General features: G+C 48.9%; 21 protein-coding genes, 2 pseudogenes and 1 riboswitch. Of the genes and pseudogenes, 21 read left to right on the forward strand and 2 right to left on the reverse strand.

The features are described from left to right. Window positions 1-11 precede the first annotated feature (11 nt). From LA360_RS25150 to LA360_RS25165, 4 genes are read left to right on the forward strand one after another with little or no spacing between them, the layout of a single operon-like run. A complete protein-coding gene (locus LA360_RS25150; RefSeq protein ID WP_112483530.1) occupies window positions 12-803 on the forward strand; it encodes an ABC transporter ATP-binding protein in 792 nt (263 codons plus the stop codon). After that, entirely contained in the window at window positions 793-2004 is a 1212-nt protein-coding gene (locus LA360_RS25155) for an ABC transporter permease (protein WP_112483528.1), read from the forward strand. Before LA360_RS25150 ends, LA360_RS25155 begins: the two co-directional genes overlap by 11 nt. Before the next feature lie 53 nt (window positions 2005-2057). Continuing rightward, window positions 2058-3257 carry a TolC family protein gene (locus LA360_RS25160; RefSeq protein WP_112483526.1) on the forward strand — a complete coding sequence of 400 codons (1200 nt, stop codon included), beginning with the start codon at window positions 2058-2060 and terminating at the stop codon, window positions 3255-3257. A 3-nt stretch (window positions 3258-3260) separates the two neighbouring features. Beyond that, window positions 3261-4361 (forward strand): TolC family protein, encoded by a 1101-nt coding sequence (locus tag LA360_RS25165; protein WP_002595984.1) that lies wholly within the window; start codon window positions 3261-3263, stop codon window positions 4359-4361. A gap of 23 nt (window positions 4362-4384) precedes the next feature. Here LA360_RS25165 and LA360_RS25170 read toward each other — a convergent pair whose 3' ends face one another. Continuing rightward, the gene (locus LA360_RS25170) at window positions 4385-5083 is read right to left on the reverse strand and encodes a response regulator (protein WP_022203192.1); all 699 of its coding nucleotides are present in this window, start codon (window positions 5081-5083) and stop codon (window positions 4385-4387) included. After that, complete coding sequence (locus tag LA360_RS25175) at window positions 5076-6608, reverse strand: ATP-binding protein (protein ID WP_022203191.1); 1533 nt, start codon at window positions 6606-6608, stop codon at window positions 5076-5078. Before LA360_RS25175 ends, LA360_RS25170 begins: the two co-directional genes overlap by 8 nt. Before the next feature lie 166 nt (window positions 6609-6774). On the opposite strand from LA360_RS25175, the pseudogene LA360_RS31635 reads away from it, so the two are divergent. From LA360_RS31635 to LA360_RS25260, 17 genes and pseudogenes are all read left to right on the forward strand, one after another. Continuing rightward, window positions 6775-7397 (forward strand): annotated as a pseudogene (locus LA360_RS31635) (potassium transporter TrkG). 58 nt (window positions 7398-7455) lie between these two features. After that, window positions 7456-8130, forward strand: a complete 675-nt coding sequence (locus LA360_RS25185; RefSeq protein ID WP_022203188.1) for a potassium channel family protein — start codon at window positions 7456-7458, stop codon at window positions 8128-8130. A gap of 210 nt (window positions 8131-8340) precedes the next feature. Next, window positions 8341-8436, forward strand: a riboswitch (purine riboswitch). Window positions 8437-8591: 155 nt separating this feature from the next. Continuing rightward, a complete protein-coding gene (locus LA360_RS25190; RefSeq protein WP_022203187.1) occupies window positions 8592-9863 on the forward strand; it encodes an amidohydrolase family protein in 1272 nt (423 codons plus the stop codon). A gap of 99 nt (window positions 9864-9962) precedes the next feature. Further along, the gene (locus LA360_RS25195; protein WP_022203186.1) at window positions 9963-11357 is read left to right on the forward strand and encodes an NCS2 family permease; all 1395 of its coding nucleotides are present in this window, start codon (window positions 9963-9965) and stop codon (window positions 11355-11357) included. 73 nt (window positions 11358-11430) lie between these two features. Next, on the forward strand, window positions 11431-13719 hold the full coding sequence (xdhA, locus tag LA360_RS25200) for a xanthine dehydrogenase subunit XdhA (RefSeq protein ID WP_089775418.1): 2289 nt from the start codon (window positions 11431-11433) through the stop codon (window positions 13717-13719). Window positions 13720-13737: 18 nt separating this feature from the next. Beyond that, on the forward strand, window positions 13738-14625 hold the full coding sequence (gene xdhB / locus LA360_RS25205) for a xanthine dehydrogenase subunit XdhB (RefSeq protein WP_022203184.1): 888 nt from the start codon (window positions 13738-13740) through the stop codon (window positions 14623-14625). Further along, on the forward strand, window positions 14618-15103 hold the full coding sequence (gene xdhC, locus LA360_RS25210) for a xanthine dehydrogenase subunit XdhC (RefSeq protein ID WP_022203183.1): 486 nt from the start codon (window positions 14618-14620) through the stop codon (window positions 15101-15103). The genes xdhB and xdhC overlap by 8 nt, the downstream gene beginning before the upstream one ends. Before the next feature lie 441 nt (window positions 15104-15544). Then, window positions 15545-16000, forward strand: coding sequence for a hypothetical protein (locus LA360_RS25215; RefSeq protein ID WP_022203182.1), 456 nt, complete (start codon window positions 15545-15547; stop codon window positions 15998-16000). Between the two features lie 651 nt (window positions 16001-16651). Beyond that, window positions 16652-17110 carry an AfsR/SARP family transcriptional regulator gene (locus tag LA360_RS25220; RefSeq protein ID WP_022203181.1) on the forward strand — a complete coding sequence of 153 codons (459 nt, stop codon included), beginning with the start codon at window positions 16652-16654 and terminating at the stop codon, window positions 17108-17110. Beyond that, window positions 17107-17868, forward strand: a complete 762-nt coding sequence (locus LA360_RS25225) for a CpsB/CapC family capsule biosynthesis tyrosine phosphatase (protein WP_022203180.1) — start codon at window positions 17107-17109, stop codon at window positions 17866-17868. The genes LA360_RS25220 and LA360_RS25225 overlap by 4 nt, the downstream gene beginning before the upstream one ends. Then, entirely contained in the window at window positions 17852-18673 is an 822-nt protein-coding gene (locus LA360_RS25230) for a YveK family protein (RefSeq protein WP_022203179.1), read from the forward strand. Before LA360_RS25225 ends, LA360_RS25230 begins: the two co-directional genes overlap by 17 nt. After that, on the forward strand, window positions 18633-19364 hold the full coding sequence (locus LA360_RS25235; protein ID WP_022203178.1) for a CpsD/CapB family tyrosine-protein kinase: 732 nt from the start codon (window positions 18633-18635) through the stop codon (window positions 19362-19364). Before LA360_RS25230 ends, LA360_RS25235 begins: the two co-directional genes overlap by 41 nt. Next, window positions 19361-20413 (forward strand): LCP family protein, encoded by a 1053-nt coding sequence (locus tag LA360_RS25240; protein WP_022203177.1) that lies wholly within the window; start codon window positions 19361-19363, stop codon window positions 20411-20413. Before LA360_RS25235 ends, LA360_RS25240 begins: the two co-directional genes overlap by 4 nt. Window positions 20414-20533: 120 nt before the next feature. Further along, window positions 20534-21241: a hypothetical protein gene (locus tag LA360_RS25245; RefSeq protein ID WP_022203176.1), complete on the forward strand. Its 708-nt coding sequence runs from the start codon at window positions 20534-20536 to the stop codon at window positions 21239-21241. A 97-nt stretch (window positions 21242-21338) separates the two neighbouring features. Continuing rightward, window positions 21339-22769, forward strand: coding sequence for a sugar transferase (locus LA360_RS25250; RefSeq protein ID WP_022203175.1), 1431 nt, complete (start codon window positions 21339-21341; stop codon window positions 22767-22769). A gap of 645 nt (window positions 22770-23414) precedes the next feature. Beyond that, window positions 23415-24491: an NAD-dependent epimerase/dehydratase family protein gene (locus LA360_RS25255; protein WP_022203174.1), complete on the forward strand. Its 1077-nt coding sequence runs from the start codon at window positions 23415-23417 to the stop codon at window positions 24489-24491. Between the two features lie 57 nt (window positions 24492-24548). Next, window positions 24549-24851, forward strand: a pseudogene (locus LA360_RS25260) (3-hydroxyacyl-CoA dehydrogenase NAD-binding domain-containing protein); the annotation flags it as partial. Between the last annotated feature and the right edge of the window lie 615 nt (window positions 24852-25466).

Consider the following 25466-nt stretch of genomic DNA (forward strand, 5'->3'; position numbering starts at 1 on the left):
GGAGGCGCTGTATGAATAAGTGGATGAAGTTTTTGCACAGGGACAGCATAATGCAGGAAGATGTCCATGACGGCCCCCTGATTAAGCTGGAGAATCTGGTCAAGATATATGATACCGGAGCCATCAAGGTACTGGGACTTAAAAAGATAAACCTTACCATCGAAAGAGGAGAGTTTGTGGCCATTATGGGACACTCCGGTTCCGGAAAGTCCACCCTGATGAATATACTTGGGTGCCTGGACCGGCCCACCCTGGGCCACTATTACCTGGACGGCATTGACGTGGCGGACATGACGCCGGACCAGCTCTCCGATATCAGAAACCGGAAAATCGGGTTTGTATTCCAGTCCTTTAACCTGATATCCAGGACATCGGCCCTTAAGAATGTGGAGCTGCCCATGACCTATGCCAGGGTGCCAAAGGCCAAACGGGCGGTCAGGGCCCGGCTGCTTTTGGAGCGGGTAGGGCTGGGAGCCAGAAAGGAACATATGCCCAATGAGCTCTCCGGTGGCCAGAGGCAGAGGGTTGCCATAGCCAGGGCCCTGGCCAATGAACCGCCGTTGATTCTGGCAGACGAGCCCACAGGAAACCTGGATACCGCCTCCTCAGTGGAAATCATGGAGCTGTTTACAAAGCTTCACCAGGAAGGGGCCACCGTGGTGCTGGTTACCCATGAGGAGGATATAGCGGCCTTTGCCCACCGCGTTATTCGGTTCAGCGACGGACAGATACAGAGTGACAAGCTGAATGTGGCCCGGGTGGTTTCAGGGAATGGAAAGGGAGGAGAGCAGGATGCTGATTGAAAACATGAAGATGGCGTTTTCAGCCATCCGGTCCAATAAGATGCGCTCCGCCCTGACCATGCTGGGAATCATAATCGGCATTGGTTCCGTCATAGCCATCGTGTCCATCGGAGATACCATGCGGGGACTTTTCTCGGATTTGTACAAGGACGTGGGTATTACCCAGGCATATGTTTCCATTGGTTACTGGGTGGATGATGTGCGGCAGAGCGATTACTTTAACCTGGACGAGATGGAGCGGGCCAGGGAGGCGTTTAAGGACCAGGTGGCTTATATAGACAGCAGCGCCTTTACCAGCAGTGATGCAGAGTATAAGCGGACTAAGATTAAATTTGGTTATCAGGGAATTGATTACAATTACCAGGACGTCCAGCCGGTGAATGTGGTGTACGGCCGTTATCTCAACGAGGGAGACATCCTGGGAAGAAGGAAGAATGTGGTCATGGATACCAAGAGCGCCCAGATGCTGTTCGGCACTGAGAATGCGGTTGGACGGTCTTTCAGGACCACCTTATATGGCTCTACCGACGACTTTACGGTGGTGGGAGTGTACCGCAAGGAGACCAACGCCCTCCAGGCCCTGATGATGGGCGGCAGCAATGACAAGGGTTCGGCATTCATGCCTTACACCCTGCTGACCTGGCCCAATGATAATTTTTACCAGCTCCATGTGTACGCAAAGGAAGATGTGAACCTGGACCAGTTCTTCAGCCAGTTCAAGGCATATGCTGCCAAGATGCACGGCAGGCAGCCGGAGGATATGTACATGTACACGGCCATGCAGGAAATGACCTCGGTGGACAGCATGATGGGAAACCTGTCCATGGCAGTGGGCGGTATCGCGGCCATTTCACTGCTGGTAGGCGGCATCGGCATCATGAATATCATGCTGGTGTCCGTGACGGAGCGCACCAGGGAAATCGGCATCAGGAAAGCCCTGGGCGCAAGGACCAGAGATGTGCTGATTCAGTTTTTAACGGAGTCAGCCATATTGTCAGCCTGCGGCGGCATTATCGGAGTCATACTGGGAGTGGGAACCGTATCCCTGGGGGGATTCCTGCTGGGATTTGCGGTGGTCATAAAACCGGGGGTCATCATAGTTGCGGTGTCATTCTCGGCAGTGGTGGGTATCTTCTTTGGACTGTATCCGGCTTCCAAGGCAGCCCAGGCAGACCCCATAGACGCGCTGCGTTACGAATAGACGGTCAAGAAGCATCGACGAGAAAATCATAAATCGGGACAGGAGGAAGGCAAGTGAGACGGATGAACGGTACATGGAAGAGAGCAGGAGCCATTGGATTGGCCCTGATGCTGGTCCCGGCCCAGGGTATGCTGCGGCCGGTGACTGCGTGGGCCAGCCCGGAATTTGCCTATTCTGCGGAAAAATGGGCGGCGTTGAGGGATGATGTGCTGGAATACGGGGAGCTGGCTGACCTGATCCATGAATACAATGCCACGGTCATCAATAACCGTCTGGAATACGATGAATACAGAGGCAAGGACCACGATGAAATGAAGAATGCCTACCAGGACATTGCTGACAGGCTTTACGATTCCAGCGACAAGATGATGGATTCCGTCAATGAGGACCAGCCGGGATACGCGGGGACAGCGGTGGGGGCCATAAGCGCCCGTCTTCAGGCTGAACAGAACCAGGAGCTGGCTGATTCCCAGAATGAGGACGGACGGGTAAAGAAACTGGAGTACGACAGACAGGAGGCCGTCCTTGTAAAGGATGCCCAGACAAAGATGATATCCTACTGGCAGAAGGCCAAGGCGCGTCCTGCCCTGGAAGAAGATGTGAACCAGGCCAGGTCAAGGTATGAAGCCATGGCAGTGAAAGCCGGCCAGGGCATGGCCACTCAGGCTGAGCTGCTTGGGGCCCGGGAAAAGATGGAGGCAGCCCAGGCAGCCCTGGAGACCAACGGCAGGGAACGGGACGGACTTCGCAGAGAGCTCTGCGTCATGACCGGATGGGATCACGATGCCCGGCCGGATATCAGGGAAGTGCCGGTGCCGGACGCCGGGGAGATGGATCAGATTGACCTGGAGCTGGATAAGGAAAGGGCCCTGGAGCAGAACTTTACCCAGTCAGCCAATGAGCGCCGTCTAACCTTTACAGGCAACGGGTCCCAGTGGGATGTGATGAATCAGAAGGTGGAGACAGGCCGCAGGCAGATTGCGGCGGATGTGGAAGCCAAGTATAAGCTTTTGGAGCAGGCTAGGGCTGATTATGAACAGGCCGCGGGCGAGTTTGAGCTGGCCCGTACCGGGGCTCAGACAGCCGAGCGCAAATACAGCCTGGGCATGATTTCCAAAAATGAATATACACAGCAGCAGGGAACCATGGTCTCCAGCCAGTCCGCATGCGACACAGCGGGCCTGAAATACAGGCAGGCCCTGGAGGATTACAGATGGGCGGTCAATGGCCTTGCACAGACAGAGGGGGCATAGGATATGGTGAAAAAATGTTTACTGCTCTGCATCGGCATCCTCTTTGCCTGCCAGCATCCTCTGGAGGTCCATGCAGACGCAATGCCCGACGTCATTCGCTATGAGGAACTGGAGACTCTGGTGAAAGCCTACAGCCCCCAGATACAGATGGAACAGGCGCAGTATGACAGCCGCCTGGCACGGTATGAAAATGCCAGAGAGGAAATCATGGAAACCAGACGGCTTCTCAGGGAGGAGGCCGAGGATCTGGAGAAGGACGGCGACAAAGACAGTGCCAGCCAGTACCGGGCCCAGGCCAAGACACTGGAGGATGCGGCCAAGGATATGGATAAGCAGATACGGTCGGCCCAGGGCAGCCAGGCATCCATGTCCCTTCGCAGGATGGAGGATACCGTGCTCTGGACCGCCCAGAATCTCATGGGCACCTATAATACCCTTAAAGCGGAACAGGAGGCTGCTCTGGCTCAGGCAGAGTGGAAACAGAGCCAGTATGAGAAGCTGCTGCGCCAGGTCCAGACAGGAAGCGCTTCTGCCGCCCAGGCGGACCAGGCGGGAAAGGAAGCCGATGGGGCTGCCGCCAGGGCAAAGGCTGCCCGGGACGAGATGGAACGGGTGAAGAAGGAATTACTCATTCTAACCGGATATCCGGAAGGATCCCAGACGGAAATCGGTCCCATGCCCGCGCCCCGGCCGGAGCGTGTCCGTGAGATGGGAGGCAGCGTCGACAAATGGCGGGCACTGGGAAACAATTATTCCCTGAGGGAACAAAGGAGCGGGGGAGCCAGCTCCAATAAAGAACTTCATGCCCGCCAGCGTGATATCCGCCAGAGCGAGGAGGCAATGTACGGTCAGCTGGATACCCTGTATCAGGATGTCCTGGCCAGCCAGACTCTCTGGACCAGCGCCTTAACGTCCATGGAATCACAGGAAGCCGCGTTTCAGGCCGCGTCCAACAAGCTGGCCCTGGGAATGCTGTCGCGCCAGGAATATCTGGAGGCAAAAGCGGCCTACATGGACGCCGCTGCTGCCAAAGAAAGGGCAGACGCAGGTTTCCAGCAGGCCATGGATACATATGACTGGGCTCTGAAAGGTTTCATGACATAATCATTCATTATTTGTTTCATCCCTTACCGCTTCATCATCCGGTACCCCACTCCCACGTGGGTCTGGATGTACTGGGGCTGTGAGGGATTTTTTTCAATCTTTTTGCGCAGGGAGGCCATAAAGACACGGAGGGAGGCCACGTCTCCTTCCCAGGCAGCGCCCCATATCTCCCGGGTTATATAGGAGTGGGTCAGGACCTTTCCCACGTTGTGGGCCAGGAGACAGAGGAGCTTGTATTCATAAGGGGTCAGGTGCAGTTCTTCCCCGTCCAGGCAGGCGCATCCCGCCGCATAGTCAATGGTGAGCCCGCCGTTGGTAAACAGGGAGGACTGGACTTCCTCCAGGGACTGCATATAGCGCAACCGCCTCTGGGTGGAGCGGAGTCTGGCCAGAAGCTCATCCACGGAAAAAGGCTTGGTCAGATAGTCGTCCGCCCCGGCGTCCAGGGCGGCTATCTTATCGTTGTCCTCGCTTCTGGCGCTGATGACAATCATGGGGGTATTGGTCCAGGAACGGACTTTGAGAATCACGTCCACTCCGTCCATGTCCGGAAGCCCCAGGTCCAGCAAGATGATGTCAGGCCGCTGGGAAGCAGCGGACAGGATACCCTGTTCTCCCTTATCCGCCCATGTATAATGGTAATCGTGCATCTCCAGGGTAGTGGCGATGAGATTTTTCACTGCTTTGTCATCCTCTATAATCAGGATGGATGGCTTATTCATGTAAGGATACCTCCTTGGCTGGTAATGTAAGCCGGAAAATACTTCCGGCAGGTTTGTTGTCCAAAACTTCGATGGTGCCCCTGTGGGCGCTCAGTATTGCCCTGCAAAGGGGCAGCCCCAGTCCCATGCCCCGCTTTCCGTCCGCGGATTTATGACCGGTGGTATAGAACATTTCAAAAATCTTTTCCTTGGACTCATCGGGGATTCCGGGTCCGTTGTCGCTGACATCAATGACAGCAGAGGAGCCCTCCTGGCGGCTGTTTACCATAATGGTGGAGCCTTCCGGCGTGTACTTCACCGCATTGTCCACCAGGTTGGTTATGACCTGCATGATCAGCCTGGCATCCATGTCAGCCAGGATATAGTCACCTATCTGATTCACTTTGATGGTGTGGTGTTCATGACGCCGGTTAATATGGCGCATGGCCTCATCTATGACTTCCTCCAGCAGTTCGGTTTCCATGTGCAGATGGACGCCCTGCCCTTCCATACGGGTGATGGACAGAAGGTTTTCCACCAGATTGATAAGCCACATGGAATCATCGTATATATCCCTGTATATCCGGTTCCTGTGTTCGGCTGTCAGGCTCCCTCCATCGCTCATCAGGACGCCTGCATTGCCGGATATGCTGGTGAGAGGGGTGCGCAGGTCATGGGAGATGGAGCGCAGCAAATTGCTTCTGAGCTGTTCAGCCCGGGCCATGGCAGCCTCCTCCTCCCGCTTTCTGGATATATATTCTTTTTCCAGCGCCATGGAACACTGGGCTATGATTGCTACTGCAAGGCTGTTTTCAAAGTCGCCGGGAGGTGTATTGCCCACAAGGATTCCCATGACGCCATAGACAGCACCGGAGCTTTGAAGGGGCAGGAAATGGTAAGCCGCCGCGGGAAACACTTCTGTGGCAGCCCCTGTTTCCTTTCCTTCCCGGAAGCATTTCCGGGCAGCAGTCAGTTCCTCCAGGGTATCCGGGGACGGGCCCCGCCCTGTTGCGGGGGACGAGTACTCACGGAAACAAAGAGGGGACTTAAGGCCGGCACCATCCTGTTCAAAGCAGGTAATGTCCCTTTTGAGCAGCTTGTTCAGCTGTCTGGCGGTACAGGAAAGGATGTCCGCCGGGGCAGCGGCCTTTTGGAGCATCTGGCTGGTGTCCAGGATGACGCCGGAGCGGTAGGCGTCCTGTTGGGAAAGCCGCGCCTTTTCTTTCATCTGTACGGTGTAGGAGCTGGTGAATACGGCTGCCAGGAACGTAATCAGAAGGGTAAGCTGGGTGCCTGCGTCCTCTGCCTTCAGAACGAACATGGGCTCTGTGAATATGTAGTTGAACAGCAGTACGCTGGCCAGGGATGCGCTGATGCTGTACCAGCGGCTGGCCGTGACTGCCGCCACCACCAGGACTCCCAGAATATATACGGTAATGATATTGGCCTGGGACAGGCCAATGGTTTCTAACAGGAATCCAACGGCAGTGGCTGCGGCCAGAACTGCCATGGTCTTTAGGGTGTCAAGGATTCGGGTACGGGCCATGGAATGAAAAACCTCCTTCATTGTTTACCTGGACAGTATATCATATCTTTGAGTTAAATGACTGTATCTTTATAGAATATTTACATAATCTTTATACCGGAGACGGTTCCGTTATACCTGCTTTATGCCCTTAGTGGTAAGCTTGAAGGCACTGGGAGGTGATTATATGAAGTATCTGGAAAGGCAGTCTCCTGCCAGAATCATTGCCATTGGTTTTCTGGCCGTCATCCTTACAGGTTTTTCTTTGCTGATGCTGCCGGTGTGTGTGAAGCCGGGAGTCAGGCTTCATTATGTGGACGCGCTGTTTACATCCACCAGCGCTGTGTGTGTTACCGGCCTCATTGCCGTGGACACGGCCGATACCTATACGGCCCTGGGCCAGACCGTGGTGGCCCTTCTGATTCAGATTGGCGGACTGGGTGTACCATCAAAGGAGCTGCCTGCAATGAGGAGCCCCACGCCTTCCATTACCGGATTCCCCAGGAGGCATTTTACAAGGCAGCCATTGTGACGGCTCTGTCGGCCCTGGTGGTGTGTCTGGGAACATTTTTCATGTGTATCCTGGAGCCGGCTGTTCCCTTTGAGGATATTTTGTTTGAAATCACTTCGGCTTTCGGAATCGTGGGTCTGTCTACCGGCATTACGCCGGGGCTCAGCTCCCTCAGCAAGCTTCTGGAGGTGCTGGTAATGTATATCGGCAGACTGGGGCCGTTGACCATCGTGACGATTTGGGTATTCAAACCCACTAAATCCGTATCCTATGCGGAGGGAAGCATTTCCATCGGATAGGATAGGAGTATTGATATGGCTGTAAACACATTTTAAATGGATAGAGGAGGTTTTTTATATGGTACGAAAACAGACAGAGGCAATGTCTTATGGAATCATAGGTCTGGGAAGGTTTGGAAGCGCACTGGCCGCAACCCTGGCCGAGGCGGATAAAGAGCTTATGGTGTTGGACAGAAGTGAGGAAAAAATCAGGCAGGCCAGAAACTATACGGAACATGCGTATGTGGTAAAGGATTTGCAGAAGGAGACGCTGCGGGAGACGGGAATACAAAACTGTGATGTGGTAGTGGTCTGTATCGGTGACAAGGTGGATGTAAGCATTCTAACCACCCTCAATGTAATCAATCTGGGCGTGCCCCAGGTGGTGGCCAAGGCCAACAGTCCGGAACAGGGCGAGATTCTGGAGAAAATCGGGGCCCAGGTGGTGTATCCTGAGAGGGATATGGCAGTCCGCCTGGCCAGAAGGCTTATCTCAAAGCGCATATTCAATCTCTTTGAGCCGGACCAGAACGTGGATATATCTGAAATAAAAACCACCAGAAAGCTTACAGGCCAGTCTGTCAGGGACGCCCAGCTGAGGAACCGGTACGGCATTAACATAATCGCCATCACCAGAGGCAGATGGCTGACCACAGATGTCAGCCCGGATTATGTGTTTCAGGATGAGGATACGGTGCTTGTGATTGGGGAGAGGGAGAAGATCAAGCGTCTGGCGGACGATTTGGTGCGGTGATGAGAAATTCCGGTTGAGAGCTCTGCGTCAAATCACATCGTTGTATTTTTAAAAGAATATTGGTTTCGCACAAAGAAAAGGGAAGGATTTCATATATCTGCCAATTATTTTATACAAAATGTAGAAAATGCACAAAAAATACGAGATATATTGACACAGAGTTGTCTATTGTGATAGACTCAAGGTGTCAGAAGATGACGCAATTGAATAGAAGTATAAGTATTCAAAACTTATATATGCTCAAGATAGGTTGAGCGTTTCTACCAACTACCGTAATAGTTGACTATAAGTTTTCACATCAGGTACTGCCCGGGGCGCCGGAGACAGGCTGATGTGGAGCCTTAGGAACAGCGGTGGTTTTTTTGTTTGCAAAAAATGCAGATGGACGCCCGGGCCCGCCGCTGTACGGGTGAATACAAGGGTGCGCCGGTCAACGGCGTATCACGGAAAAGGAGGAGCATATGGCAGAGAATTTTGTATTAAAGGGCAATATCTGCTACAGCCAGGATTCCCGCGCACTGATATGTGTGGAACAGGGATATCTGGTATGTACAGATGGCATATCAGCCGGCGTGTACAAAGAACTTCCGCAGATGTATGCAGGCTTTCCTCTGACGGATTATGGAGACAGGCTGATTGTGCCGGGTCTTACGGACCTTCATCTCCATGCCCCGCAGTATTCATTCAGAGGTCTGGGTATGGACCTTGAACTATTGGAATGGCTGAACACGCGGACGTTTCCTGAAGAAGCCAAGTACAGCGATATGGAGTATGCCAAAAGGGCGTATACCATATTTGCGGAAAACATGAAACACAGCGCAACCACAAGGGCTTGTATATTTGCAACCATGCACAGGGAGGCCACGGAGCTTCTCATGGATTTAATGGAGGAAACCGGACTTAAGACCATGGTAGGCAAGGTCAACATGGACAGGAACAGTCCGGATATTCTGGTGGAGGAGACAGAGGAATCCCTGAGGGAAACCAGACAGTGGCTGGCGGACATAAAGGGACGGTACAGGAACACGGTTCCCATTCTCACGCCAAGGTTCATTCCCACCTGCACCGACACACTGATGGAAGAGCTCAAGAAGCTTCAGATGGAGTATGAACTTCCGGTCCAGTCCCATTTGTCGGAAAACAAGGGAGAGATTGACTGGGTGAAGGAACTGTGCCCGTGGTCTGAGTTTTACGGAGATGCGTATGACCATTTCGGCATGTTCGGCAACGGCGTAAAAACCATCATGGCCCACTGTGTGTGGCCTCCGGAAAAGGAAATACAGAGAATGAAGGAAAACGGCGTATACGTGGCCCATTGTCCGCAGTCCAACACCAACCTGTCCTCCGGCATTGCGCCCGTAAGGACATATCTGGAACAGGGAATCCACACAGGACTTGGCACGGATGTGGCCGGAGGTGCGGGAGAGTCCGTATTCAGGGCCATGGCTGACGCCATCCAGGTGTCAAAGCTGCGCTGGAGACTGGTGGATGAGACACTGAAGCCCCTTACGGCGGAGGAGGCATTCTACCTGGGAACAAAGGGCGGCGGCGGGTTCTTCGGAAAGGCCGGTAGCTTTGAGGAAGGCTATGAGCTAGACGCACTGGTGCTGAACGACGAGAGCCTTAAGCATCCTCAGCCTCTGAGCTTAAAGGAGCGGCTGGAGCGGTTCATCTACATTTCGGATGAGCGCCATATTGACGCCAAGTATGTGGCGGGCAGCAAGATATTTTAGCTGAAAACTGAATAGGTATAAAAAGGACGGAATGGGGTATCGTTCTTTTATATAGAAACAGCGGAAAACTATAGGCATGAATTCAAGGAGGTATGAAGTATGGAGAACAAATCAAATCAGGGATTCCTGGAAAAGGTATTTCACCTATCGGAAAACCACACAGACGTTAAGACAGAGGTAATTGCCGGCATCACCACGTTCATGACAATGGCCTACATCCTTGCAGTGAATCCGAACATCCTGAGCGTCGCGGGAATGGACAGAGGCGCTGTCTTTACAGCCACTGCCCTTGCATCCCTGGTCGCCACCCTGCTGATGGCTGCATTTGCCAATTATCCTTTTGTGCTGGCGCCCGGCATGGGACTGAATGCTTATTTTGCATATACCGTAGTACTCCAGATGGGTTATACCTGGCAGATGGCTCTGGCAGCCGTATTCGTGGAAGGTCTTATCTTCATCGCACTGTCTCTTACCAATGTGCGTGAAGCTATTTTCAATGCCATTCCCATGAATCTGAAACACGCAGTATCCGCAGGTATCGGACTTTTTATCGCCTTCATTGGTTTGCAGAATGCTAAAATCGTGGTGGAGAGCGCCACACTTGTATCCGTATTTTCATTCAAAGGATCTCTGGAGGCAGGAACATTTAATTCCGTTGGAATCACCGTACTGCTGGCTCTCGTGGGCGTACTTATCACCGGTATCCTGGTTGTTAAGAACATAAAGGGAAATATTCTCTGGGGAATTCTCATCACATGGATTTTAGGTATTATCTGTGAAGTGACCGGACTGTACCAGCCAAATGCAGAGCTGGGAATGTTCAGCGTACTGCCAGATTTCTCCGGTGGCTTTGGTATTCAGAGCATGGCTCCCACCTTCTTTAAGATGGATTTCAGCGGTATCCTGTCCCTGAACTTTGTGACCATTATGTTTGCGTTCCTGTTTGTGGATATGTTCGATACACTGGGAACACTGATTGGCGTGGCATCCAAGGCCGATATGCTGGATAAGGACGGAAAGCTTCCAAAGATTAGAGGCGCCCTTCTGTCTGATGCCATCGGTACCTCTCTGGGCGCTGTATTCGGTACCTCCACCACAACCACATTCGTTGAGAGCGCTTCCGGTGTTGCGGAAGGCGGAAGAACCGGACTCACATCCGTAGTGGCAGCTATTTTCTTCGGTCTGTCCCTGTTCCTGTCACCGGTTTTCTTAGCCATCCCGTCCTTTGCAACGGCCCCGGCGCTGATTATCGTAGGCTTCCTGATGATAAGCTCTGTTTTAAAGATTGATTTCAACGACTTTACAGAGGCAATCCCGAGCTACATCGCCATCATCGCCATGCCTTTCATGTACAGCATTTCCGAAGGTATTGCAATGGGCGTTATCTCCTACGTGGTTATCAACGTGGCAACCGGCCATGCAAAGGGTAAGAAAATCAGCCTTCTGATGTATGTATTGGCGGTATTATTTGTACTTAAATATGTATTAATTTAAAATATGCGGCATATAATGCAGACGCCTGGAATACAGGCGTTTGCGCATTCAAGATAAGGAGGTAGAGCACACCATGGGAATTGGCAATAACATGACCCGCGTTGACGCATTTGATAAAGTCACAGGCAGTGCCAAGTATACAGCCGATTTAGAGCCCCAGGGACTTCTGGCGGCAAAGGTAATACGCAGCACCATCGCCAACGGCGTGGTAAAAAGCTTTGATTTGGAAGAAGCACTGAAGGTGCCGGGGGTAGTGAAGATTGTCACGTGCTTCGATGTGCCGGACATCCAGTTCCCCACCCCCGGCCATCCATGGTCCGTGGAAACGGCCCATCAGGATATTGCGGACAGGAAACTTCTCAATACCAGGGTGCGGGTCTATGGAGACGATATTGCAGCCGTTATAGCGGAGGACGATATAGCGGCAGCCAGGGCAGCCAGACTTGTGAAGGTGGAGTATGAGGAGTATGCTCCCCTCCTGACCGTGAAGGATGCCATGGCAGAGGGCGCCACCCGGCTTCACGATGAAAAACCGGGAAATGTCATCGCCCATTCCTCCTTTGTGGTGGGCGAAGGGACTTACGGGGAAGCAGTGAAGGAGGAGGGACTGGTGGAGATAGAGAAGGACTACCGGACCCAGAGCGTGCAGCACTGCCACATAGAGACGCCCATCTCCTTTGCCTATATGGAAAAGGGAAGAATCATCGTCACTACATCCACACAGATACCCCATATTGTGCGCCGGGTCATCAGCCAGGCGCTGGGACTGCCCATGGGCCGTATCCGCGTCATCAAGCCTTACATCGGCGGAGGTTTCGGCAACAAGCAGGATGTGCTCTATGAGCCCTTAAATGCTTTCCTTACCACCCAGGTGGGAGGAAGGGGCGTGAGGATGGAGATATCCAGAGAAGAGACTCTGGGCTGTACCAGGGTGCGCCACGCCATTGAGTTTAAGGTAAAGGCAGCCGCCAGGAAGGACGGCACTCTGGTTGCCAGGAAGTTGGAGGCCTATTCCAACCAGGGCGGATATGCGTCCCATGCCCATGCCATCGTAGCCAACTCCTCCAATGAGTTCAAGCAGATTTACAAGGATGAGAAAGTGCTGGAGTCAGATGCCTGGACCGTGTACACCAACCTGGCCACAGGAGGAGCCATGAGGGGATACGGGATTCCCCAGGCCGCGTTTGCGGCGGAATGCATGGCAGACGACCTGGCCCTGGCCCTTCACATGGACCCATTGGAATTCAGGAAAAAGAACTGCATGAGGCCGGGATACGTTGATCCCCACACCCATGTAAAATGCAATACATACGGCCTGGCGGAATGTATGGAAAAGGGCCGTGAATTTATCCGCTGGGACGAAAAACGCAGGGAATATGAAAACCAGACAGGACCCGTGCGAAAGGGAATCGGAATGGCTATCTTCTGTTATAAGACAGGCGTATACCCCATATCCCTGGAAACAGCGTCCTGCCGTATGATACTTAACCAGGACGGTTCCATGCAGCTTCAGATGGGGGCAACGGAAATCGGCCAGGGCGCCGACACCGTGTTCACCCAGATGGCGGCAGAGGTGACCGGAATCACGGAAGACAAGGTAAATGTGCTGTCCACCCAGGACACGGACGTAAGTCCCTTTGACACAGGTGCATACGCTTCCAGACAGACCTATGTCAGCGGAATGGCAGTGAAGAAAACCGGCGCTATATTTAAGGAAAAGATACTGGATTATGCTGCTTATATGCTGGAGAAGCCACAGGATACCCTGGATGTAAGGGATAACCACATCGTGGATAAGGAGACCGGAAAGCAGCTGCTTCCCATGGAGGATCTGGCTACCACGGCATTTTACAGCCTGGACCGCTCCGTACATATCACGGCAGAGGCCACCAGCCATTGCAAGACCAATACATTTGCCACCGGTGTCTGCTTCGCGGAGGTAGAGGTGGATATGCCTTTGGGCAAGGTGAAGGTGACTAATATCGTCAATGTACATGACAGCGGAAAACTGATTAACCCCAAGCTGGCCGCCGCCCAGGTACACGGCGGCATGAGCATGGGACTGGGCTACGGCCTCAGCGAGGAGCTGCTCTTTGACGCGAAGGGGAGACCGTTAAACGATAATTTGCTGGACTACAAGCTTCCAACAGCCATGGATACCCCGGACTTAAACGCACTTTTTGTGGAGTTGGATGACCCCACAGGCCCCTTTGGAAATAAGGCCCTTGGGGAGCCGCCGGCCATACCGGTTGCCCCGGCAGTGCGCAACGCGGTGCTTAACGCCACAGGTGTTGCCGTGGACAGTCTGCCCATGGATCCCCAGAAGATGGTGAAGCATTTCAAGGAAGCAGGATTAATATAGAAAGGGCGGTGAAACAGCATGTATGATATCGGGAAATTTTATCAGGCAGCAGATGTGGAAGATGCGGTGCGCGCCCTAGTGAAAGACCCTGAGGCAGTAGTCATTTCCGGAGGAAGCGACGTGCTGATTAAAATCAGGGAGGGAAAGCTGGCCGGCTGCTCCCTGGTAAGCATTCACGGGATTAAGGAACTGGAGGGCATAGGAATGGAGGAGGACGGGACCATTGTCATAGGTCCGGCCACCACATTTTCCCATATTGCCAATAATGACATGATTCAGAAGCACATTCCCATGCTGGGGGACGCGGTGGACATGGCGGGCGGTCCCCAGCTGCGCAACATCGGAACCATAGGCGGCAATGTGTGCAACGGCGTGACCAGCGCGGACAGCGCCAGCAGCCTGTGCTGTCTGGACGCGGTCCTGGTCCTTAAGGGGCCTGACAGCGTTAGGGAGGTGCCCATCAGCCAGTGGTACACCGGGCCGGGAAGGACTGTGAGGAATCACGATGAGGTGCTGACGGCTATCAGGATTAAGAAAGAGAATTACCAGGGATACGGCGGTCATTATATCAAATATGGCAAGAGGAATGCCATGGAGATTGCCACCCTGGGATGCGCTGTGAGCGTGAAGCTGACAGAGGATAAGAGACATATCCAGGACCTTCGTCTGGGATACGGCGTGGCTGCGCCTACTCCTATTCGCTGTCATAAGACAGAAGAGGCTGTAAAGGGAATGGAAACAGGGGAGGCCCTGGCCCAGGCTGTGGGAAAAGGCGCTCTGGAGGAAGTAAATCCGCGTTCCAGCTGGAGGGCTTCCAGGGAGTTTAGGCTGCAGCTGGTGGAGGAGCTGGGCAGGCGTGCCGTAAAGCAGGCCGTAATCAATGCAGGAGGTGAGTGGGATGCTTAATATAGTGCATATGACTGTTAATGGAAAAGAAGTGGAGTTGGCAGTGGACCCAAGAGAATCCCTTCTGGAGACATTGCGGAACCGTCTGGGACTGACCAGTGTGAAAAAGGGCTGTGAAGTAGGGGAGTGCGGCGCCTGCACGGTGCTGGTGGATGGAGAGGCCATAGACAGCTGCATTTACCTGACCATGTGGGCAGAAGGCCGCAGTATCATGACAGTGGAAGGACTGAAGGGGCCAAACGGCGAACTGAGCCCCATTCAGAAGGCATTTATCGAGGAAGCGGCTGTGCAGTGCGGCTTCTGTACGCCGGGACTGATTATGACAGCGGTGGAAATCGTAGGTACGGGAAAGAGGTATAACCGCGACGAGCTGCGCAAACTGATATCCGGCCACCTGTGCAGGTGCACCGGGTATGAAAACATCCTTAACGCCATGGAGCGTATTGTGGAGGAAACGTATAAGGTGGTGGGAAAATAGAAGAGGTATGCAGGTGTGGTGAAGGCGGCAGCCCTGAGGAAGCTGCGGCTGACACCTGGATATACAGGATTTTAGGATAAGAAACGAAGGACCATAGTGAAAAAGAAGGGCGCCGCGGATTGGAAGCGGCGCCTTTCTTTTTTTAACCACTCTTTTTTACTCTTTTTTTACTCTTTTTTTCACTCGTTTTTTACCGCAGATGGTTACAAACATTGTGGAGGCAGATTAAAATTACAAATAAAATAAACCAGTTGAAAAAATACATATTTTATGTAAAATATGGAGGGGGATTATATGTATTTTAATGGATATACAACTGGTCTTACAATGACATTTATGTTAACATATAAATAGGCCCTGATGGTTGAGGAGGACACAAAGAGGAGGACACAAAGAGAAACAGATTCTCTTTGAATACGGGATGATAGGTGAGCATGAATCATGTTTGATATAACATCAGATAAGGTATATGTAAAAACATTTGGTGGTTTTGACTTGTATTATCAAGGTGAGCTGATATACTTTTCCAGCAGCAAAGCCAAAGAACTTCTCGCAATACTTGTGGACTGGAGCGGAAAGGAAGTAACATTATCTCACCTGGCTGAAATTTTAAATGAAGGAGAACGGGACGAAACCGCAGCCAAACAGGCTGTCCATTTAGCGTGGCACAGACTGAAGCAGACATTGAAGAAATATGGGATTGAGAAAATCGTTATAAAAGGCAGGGGAACCTATGCCATTAATAAAGAAGCGGTTGTCTGCGACAGCTACGATATGGTCCGCCAGGTCAAGGGGGCTTCTAACTTTTTTGTGGGGGAGTATATGCCGGAGTATAGCTGGGCGGAGGTTACTTTGTCGAATTTGATAAGGGATTATTTTGATGAGGGGGAGTCGTAGGGAGCATATAGTACAGGTGCAATGGAGTTTAGAGAACAGAATGGCCGGATTTTAACAGGTAAGTTTTAAACGTGTGGAGCGCTCTTATGTGAGCGTTCCTTTTTTTAAAAAGATTCCCCAACCCCCCAGATTGGCAAGAGATAGGAACAATGGTATGATAGGTCAACGCAGATGGTTAAGACTGGCTGCGAAAATTAAAGGGAGAAGAAAGATACAATAAATGGAAAAGAGCACAATAAAATAATATCTAAATTATGACTTGTCTATGGATAATTTACATAAGCATTTTCATGTGATTTTTAATCTTCTATGAACTATAAATCCAAACAAAATAAAATAGAACCTATATACATAAATTGAAAAACAATTGACAGGTAAACAGTGATATAGAATCATTGCTGTTTTTACGCAAGCCCCATCGCTTACTAAAAGTTTATTTCTACAATTTTGGTTTTGTGCCCAGTGGGTTGTCTTTTACGGTTTATACCCATTTGGAATTAACAAATAGTAATAAATATTTCCAGAATACTACAAAAATTGTTATTATATGCCATTTGAAACGGTTTTGTAACGATATTGAAAGCAACTGAGTGGTATATCCTTACAAAGAACGGTGGCATGCGGCCTGAAATAACGGGAGAAATAACGCTAATGGCAGATACGGAAAATGTAAATATATTTATAAAGACATTCGATGGATTCGATGTCTATGTCAATGGTAAAATGTTGTATTTTCCCAGCAGCAAGGCAAAGGAAATGCTCGCTATCATGGTTGAAAAACGCGGAAGCAGTGTCTCCCTATCCCAAATGACGTATCTACTGTATGAAAATATAGAAGAACGTACAGCAAAAAATAATTTAAGGGTTGTATACTATCGCCTCCGTATGAATTTAATGGAACATGGGATTGAACGGATACTGATTAAAAAGAGAGGGAGTTATGCAGTAGACACGGAGCAGTTTATCTGTGATTTTTACGAATTCATCAAGGGAAATCCTGATTATATTACTCTTTTTTCAGGAAGTTATATGCCTGAATACGCGTGGGCAGACGACATGCTTCCTTACCTTCGGAATTTATATCGGAAATATAATGGGGGACTCATATGACTGGAGTTATTGATGTTCATGCCCATATTCTTCCGGGAATTGACGACGGTTCCAGGGATTGGGATGAGAGCAGGAGATTGCTGGAGGAGTCCTACCGGCAGGGAATCAGATATATTATAGCAACACCGCATTATTCAAGACGAGGACTGCCTTCTGACATATATGATTTGTCGGAAAAGCTGAAGGAGGAAGCACGAAAGATCGCACCTGATTTCCAGATTGGATTGGGACAGGAAACTTATTATCACGAGGGACTGATTGAGAATCTTAAGAACGGGAGAGCACTTACGCTGGATGGAAGCCAATATGTTCTGGTGGAATTTGAACCTCAGGTGCCTTACATGAAGATGTACCAGGCGGTCAGAAAACTGACTATGGCCAGATATATTCCAATCATAGCGCACGTGGAACGATATGCATGCCTGAGAGAGGATAGCAATATGTCTGAGTTAGTCCAGTGTGACTGCAGACTGCAGATGAACTTCAGCAGCCTGAAGAGAAACAGCATATTGGATAAAGAGGTCCGATGGTGCCGGAAACAGGTTATGCAGGACAGAGTTTATTGCCTGGGAACCGACATGCATCGAATGGATTATAGAAAGCCGGATATTGAGGAGAGTTTTCAATGGTTAGTTAAGCACTTGGATGGACTTAAACTGCATGGTCTGCTGCGGGGAAATGCGAAAAAGGTAATACAAAAAAGACAATACAAAAAAGAAAAACAGGAGAATACAAAGACGTATGGAAAAGACTTATGATGACGACGAGATTGAAATCGATCTTTTGGAACTGCTGGGGGAGTTTCGACGTAAGATATGGATTATATTGGGAATCATTATATTGTTTGGGGGTGTATCAGGTGCATTCAGTGCATTCGTGCTCACTCCCCAGTATAAATCTACTGCAATGGTTTATATTCTTTCAAAGGAGACGACATTGACATCACTGGCCGACTTGCAGATAGGAAGCCAGCTGACTAAGGACTATAAAATCATTGTGACAAGCAGAAGGGTCCTCAATCAGGTAATTGAAGATATGGAACTAAATCTTACATACAAAGAGTTAGTGGAGAAGGTTACCATTGATAATCCCCAGGATACACGAATCCTCTCCATCTCTGTGGAGGATCCGGATCCCAACATGGCAAAATTGATTGCAGACAAGATTGCAGTCACATCTTCAGACTATATTGGTGACATCATGGAAATGGTACCGCCCAAATTAATTGAGGAGGGTGAGGTTCCAATCCTTAAATCTAGTCCGAGCAATACAAAGAATGCATTAATAGGTGGTTTTCTGGGGGCCGTGCTGGTATGCGGCTTTATTACAGTGCATGTAATCCTGAACGATACAATACGTACCGAGGAAGATGTTACAAAGTATCTTGGATTATCCGTACTTGCATCCGTGCCGGAACGTGAGGGAGAGAAGCCGGAAGATAAAGAGGCCATGATTTCCTCTAAATCAGGGAACAAGCCAGTGGTAGGAAAATCCAGAAAGAAGAAAAGGGGAGGCCGTGATCATGAGTCAATTTGTTACACTAAACAGGATAATGAAGGATGACTATCATTATAACGAAGCTATCAAGACTTTGAGAACCAATATACAATTCTGTGGAAGCGGGATTAAGACAATCATGCTGACCAGTTCCCTTCCTGACGAGGGAAAAAGCGATATAACATTTGCCATGGCATCGTCCCTCGCCCAAATCGGTAAAAAGGTAGTGATGATAGATGCTGATATCCGTAAATCTGTACTGGTTTCCCGTTACCAACTGGAGCGGGAGGTGTCCGGATTGTCACAATATTTAAGCGGACAAAGGTCGCTGGAGAATGTTCTCTATGATACAAATATAGAAAATCTCAGCATTATATTTGCAGGCCCGTATTCACCGAATCCGGCAGATCTTTTGGAGGAGAGCCTGTTTGGAGACATGATTTCCAAATTGAAGGAAAAGTATGATTATATCATTGTCGATACGCCTCCCATGGGCAATTTGATAGACGGAGCGATTGTGGCCCGTCAATGTGATGGAGCAGTGATGGTGATTGAAAGCGGCTCCATAAGCTACCGGCTGGAACAGCGGGTTAAGGGACAGCTGGAAAAAAGTGGGTGCCGCATTTTGGGGGTTGTCCTCAATAAGGTGAATATGAAGAGAAATGGATACTACAGTAAGTACTATGGAAAATACGGGAAATATTCCAAATATGGTCATTATGGAAAATATGACAGATACGGGAAGGCAGAGGCATGAGCTGGCTCCGAAACCATAAGAATTTGGTATGCCGGCTGGCTGTGGGTGCTGCGGCCCTTTCACTTACCTGTTTTATATGGACAGGTGTGAAACTGTATCGGGACAGGAAGGTCCTGGAGGCAGAGATTGCAGCCAGGAATCACGGGAAACAGTATGAGGTACAGGAAGACAGTATGTGCAGTTTTAGCGGAGATGTTGTGGAATATAAGGGAAAACAGTACAGACGCAACAGCTATGTCAAGGCTATTTTGTGTATGGGGATAGACCGGTCGGGAAATATGACGGAGAAGACCACCACTGGTTTCGGAGGACAGGCGGACGGTTTATTTTTGATAGCCCAGGATACAGTAAGGAATACCATAAAGATATTGATGATACCCCGGGATACCATGACCGACATCATGCTCACTGATTTAAGCGGAAATGAGTTGGGAAAAGACATGCAGCATCTGAACCTGGCTTATGCGTATGGGGATGGACGGGAGAGAAGCTGTGAATATATGGTGGAAGCAGTATCTGAGCTTTTTGGAGGATTGAAAATAGAGTGGTACATGGCAGCTGATACAAATGCCATCCCTGTGTTGAATGATGAAGTCGGCGGGGTTACCGTAACCATTGGAACAGAAGGAATGGAATCCAGGGACCCAGCGCTGGTGAAAGGGGAAACCGTAACTCTGCAAGGAAAACAGGCGGAGATATTCGTTCGATACCGTGATATTCGTGTTGATCACTCGGCATTGTACCGGATGGACCAGCAGCAGCAATACATAAAAGGTTTTTTTGAGGCAGTCCAGAAGCATTCGGTTAAAGACAGCGGGCTTGTGGTCAGATTGTTTGACCGGGTTCAGGAATACATGGTTACTAATATGGCCAAGGACCAATATCTTAAAGTAGCCATGGACGCGGTGGGCAGTGGAAAACTGAGTGATGAAGATTTTTACACAGTGCCTGGTGAAGGCGTGGTGACCCCCAGATATGATGAATTTTATGCTGACAAAGAAGCATTGACGCCTATACTGCTGGAGCTGTTTTATCGGGAGATTGAATAGGCTGGCAGTACAGAGAAACGCAATACCGGCTGGGACAGTAAAATACCGCAATATTCAGCATGGTATCATGCTGTTTATTGAATATAACTACTCTGAGGAGAGAAAGGAGAGGTGAAGGATATGAAAAAGAAATGCATAGCAGCTTTAGTGCTGGCAGCAGCTTTGGCATCACAGCCTGCATGGGCTTTTGCAGCAGGCAGTGCATCCAGCAGCGGCAGTGATGGCAGCGGTTCTATTAGCTCATCCAGCAGCAGTAGCAATAAAGGCACTACAAGCTCTAAGTCCAACACCACAGTATCTGTATCAGCTACTGGTGTCAAGACTACAGGCGCCACAACCAGTTCAAGCCCAACAGGCAGCACGATTGGCGTTGCAGTAGACACAGTAACGACTACAGGACAGCAGGTAACAACCAATTCCAAGGGAGAGGCTGTTATCGGCGACACCGCTGTTTCATTTGCAGACAGCGCAGCAGCAACAGCAGGACTTCCTTCTGATGTGGTATCAGCTATCAACGATATCAATGCGGGAAGACCACTGAACCAGGTTGTACAGGGTGTTGATCTGACAGGCTATAATGCTTTGACAGGAACACACGCAATCATTACCAAGGATGCGGCTACCGGCGCTGTTAAGACTGGTGCAGTAGAGGTATCCCTGTATGTGCCTAACCTGGTTTCCAATGTAAACAACGTGCAGGTATTGTTCTATGACAATGCTACTGGCCAGTGGCAGCTGATTCCGGCTGTTAAGGTGGATCCGGTAACAAAAACAGTAGCTGTCAATGTTCCTGGGTCTGGTACATTATCCGTAGTGTATAAGAACTAGAGCATTGAGAAGATGCTGGCCGGGGGGCAGAAAATGGCTGATGCCGGGCCCCCCGGTTTTACAGAAGTACTTAGGAGAAAAGAGTGGTGGAAGAAAGATGTATCGAAAAACAGATAAAGGCTGGCTGAAGCATTGTGACTTTACCTTAATAGATGCAGTATGCCTTCAGGTCGCATATATTGCTGCATATTTTATACGCCAGGGGATCCGTTGGCCTTATGCTAGCCGGTTGTACCGAAATATGGCATTTGTATTTCTGTTCATACAAGTATTCGTAACTTTTTTTGGCGAGAGCTTTAAAAATGTGTTAAAGAGGGGAAAATTTAAAGAGTTTACGGAAACATTGAAGCACGTATGCCTGGTTATACTGATTGCGGCTTTTTATCTGTTTGCGACTCAAAAGGGGGAAGAGTATTCCAGAATAACCTTAGTAACAACAGGTATTTTATATGTTGTTATTAGTTACATAGCCAGGATTTATTGGAAGAAGTATTTATTAACAAGAGGTTTGGAAGGAAAAGGAAAGCGTTCTTTACTTATTCTTACATCCAAGGGAATGGTGGAAGAAGTGGTACAGAATATTCTAAATAAAAATTATGAATGTTTTCATATCATAGGTGTATCTTTGTTGGACGCGGATTGGGCTGGGAGAACTATAAATGGAGTAACCATAGTGACAGACAAAAATGGGATTGCAGAGTATGTGTGCCACGAATGGGTGGATGAAGTGTTTATAAATCTGCCAAAGGACATGCCTTTGCCCCAGGAGCTTATGGATGATTTCATTGACATGGGTGTCACCGTACATCTGAAGCTGATTGAGATGGGAAGGTTAAAGGGACAGATACAGCATGTGGAGCGTTTGGGAAATTATACGGTTCTTACCAGCTGCATTAATATGGCGTCGTGGAGACAGGCATTTGTTAAGAGGACCATGGATATTGCAGGCGGGATGTTAGGTTGTATATTGGCAGGAATATTGTTCTTGTTCGTGGCACCTTGTATCTATATTCAGTCACCGGGACCGATTTTCTTTTCGCAGGTGCGTATTGGAAAGAATGGCAAGAGATTTAAATTATATAAGTTCCGCAGTATGTATATGGATGCGGAAGAACGTAAAAAGGAATTAATGAATCAGAACCGTGTAAAAGACGGGATGATGTTTAAGATAGAGAATGACCCCAGAATTATAGGCGGAAAAAAGGGAATTGGAAATTTCATCAGGAATTATTCCATTGACGAGTTCCCTCAGTTCTGGAATGTGCTTAAAGGAGATATGAGCCTGGTGGGCACCAGGCCGCCTACTGTGGATGAGTGGGAGAAATATGATTTACGCCATAGGGTCAGGCTGAGCGTAAAACCAGGAATTACAGGTATGTGGCAGGTTAGCGGGAGAAGTGAGATTACGGATTTTGAAGAGGTCGTGAAACTGGATAAAAAATACATAACTGAGTGGAGGATGGGATTGGATATTAAGATTCTGCTTCAGACAGTGCAGGCTGTGTTGGGGAGAGACGGGGCGATGTAGGGATGGTGAGGGAAACAAACGTAATAGGTCACTTTTGTGGTGAGAATGTAGAACTATATTAATAGCATTATGAACAACATTTCACTTGAGAGAAGATATGATAAGGACAAACCAAGAAATTCCTTGATTTCCCCCGATTTTGGCGCAGTTTTATCAAGCTTTCAAATCAAAATTTTTTGAGTCAGCTAATAAAAGGGACGATTAAGTGGCATAAAGATGGCGAATAAGTGAACTGAAAACACATGCCCTCATGGGGTATACGAGAAAGCGACAGATGTTGTTTCACATGAAATTTAGCGTAGACCTATGTTGATGATGTTATCAAGAGGGGTATGCACACGGCGTTGAAAATAAAGAAAGAAAAGATATTGAGGGATTAACTCTGAAGAAAAAGGATGCTATGGGCAGGGATAATACAGGCAATAAAAAACTGAAAATAGCAATGCTTGGGGCTGGTGAAATAATAGGGACAACACGTAAAAATCCTTGATTTATGTGGGTTTTCGAGGACTGCGCAAAAAATATTTCCTCTGAAAAGGTATTGTTGAAGTACTTGAAAGCATCGAAAGGATTGGTTCGCCACTGTGGATAAATGAGATTTGTTGCAGTGTTTATAAATAGTTTAACAAGATTGGAGTAACAGTTATGAGTTGTGTGGATTTAAAAGGCAAAACAATATTGGTTACAGGAGCTGCCGGTTTTATTGGTAGTAATCTTGTGAAGCGCCTGTACAGCGATGTGGAGGATGTGACAGTTATCGGCATCGATAATATGAACGACTATTATGATGTCCGACTGAAGGAGGCACGACTTAAAGAACTGTCTGTTCATCCTTCTTTTGTTTTTGTGAAAGGCAGCATCGCTGATAAAGAAACTATTATTGAAATTTTTGATAAATACAAGCCGCAGATAGTTGCGAATCTGGCTGCGCAGGCTGGTGTGCGGTATTCCATCACGAACCCGGATGCCTATGTCGAATCTAACCTGATTGGCTTTTATAACATCTTGGAGGCTTGCCGTCATTCCTATGATGATGGAGCAACAGGTGTGGAGCATTTGGTATATGCTTCAAGCTCTTCGGTCTACGGTTCTAATAAGAAGGTTCCGTACAGCACGGATGATAAGGTAGATAATCCGGTAAGCCTATATGCGGCAACGAAGAAGAGCAACGAGCTTTTAGCCCACGCTTATTCCAAGCTCTACAACATTCCATCCACGGGATTGCGGTTCTTTACAGTTTATGGTCCCGCTGGTCGTCCAGATATGGCGTACTTTGGTTTCACCAATAAGCTGGTGAATGGCAAAACGATCAAGATTTTCAATTATGGCAACTGCAAGCGTGATTTTACATATATAGATGACATTGTCGAGGGTGTTGTACGTGTGATGCAAAAAGCGCCGGATAAGGTAAATGGCGAAGATGGTCTACCGTTACCGCCATATGCGGTTTATAACATCGGCAACAACAATCCGGAGAACCTGCTGGATTTCGTGCAGATTTTGAGCGAAGAATTGGTGCGGGCTGGTGTACTGTCGGAAGATTATGACTTTGAAGCTCATAAGGAGCTTGTGCCGATGCAGCCAGGAGATGTGCCAGTGACTTATGCGGATACAAGTGCTTTGGAGCGAGATTTTGGATTTAAACCGAGTACGAGCCTGAGAGACGGTCTGAGGAAATTCGCTGAGTGGTACAAAGAGTTTTATATGAATGAAAATAAATAATTCCCACAGTGATGTGGAAAATGATACCCCACAGCGTGGGAGAGGAGAAGAAAGATTATGAGAGATTTTAAGGATTTGAAGATTGCAGTTGCTGGTACTGGATACGTTGGCCTTTCGATTGCTACGCTTCTGGCACAGCATCATAAAGTTACCGCCGTTGATATCATCCCGGAAAAAGTGGAGTTAATTAATAATAAAAAGTCCCCGATTCAGGACGAGTATATTGAAAAATATCTGGCTGAGAAGGAACTTGATCTGACCGCTACGCTGGATGCGAAAGAGGCATATAGTGATGCTGATTTCGTGGTAATAGCTGCGCCTACAAATGTCTACTCAACAAACCGTATTGACGTAGCATCGTCGAAAAGAGCCTGTTTTGCACACTATATGGGGCACTGAAATTGGTTATATTTCACAGCTGCATGAACTGAAAACGCCGAATGTTTATACAAAACGCTGAACTTTTGGCCCGTGCGGCACAAAATTGGCACATCTTTTTCAGAAGTTATGAGGAAATGGCGGAAAACAGGAGAAAACAACAAAAATCCATGAGTTTATCATTAACGTCTGAAACTGCTGTTGAGTACACTATCTGACCCACTAATGACACCTACATCATTACGGTTTGTTGAGTCATGAAAATTACGGAAAAACAGATGATTTCTACTTCATAAAACAGCTGTTGAGTAGAGCATGTATGGTGATGACAAATACATGTTTTGTGCAGTGAGAGTGAATGATTTGTTCATAACGAACAATGAATGGTGAGAGGTGGATTGAATGATATGTACAGTTTTAACAAAACTCATGCGCCGACAGGGTTCGATTCAACAATCCAACACTTAGAAAAAACGTCATTGCAGGGTATACGGGGTTCGACTGTATAAAACAGCACTTCGGTTATAGAGAAATAGAGACGAGTGTACTCAACGGATGTTTTATGGAGTAGAAAACAAGAGAAATACGATTGCTGGT

The organism is Enterocloster clostridioformis, from assembly GCF_020297485.1.
Classification (GTDB): Bacteria; Bacillota; Clostridia; order Lachnospirales; family Lachnospiraceae; genus Enterocloster; species Enterocloster clostridioformis.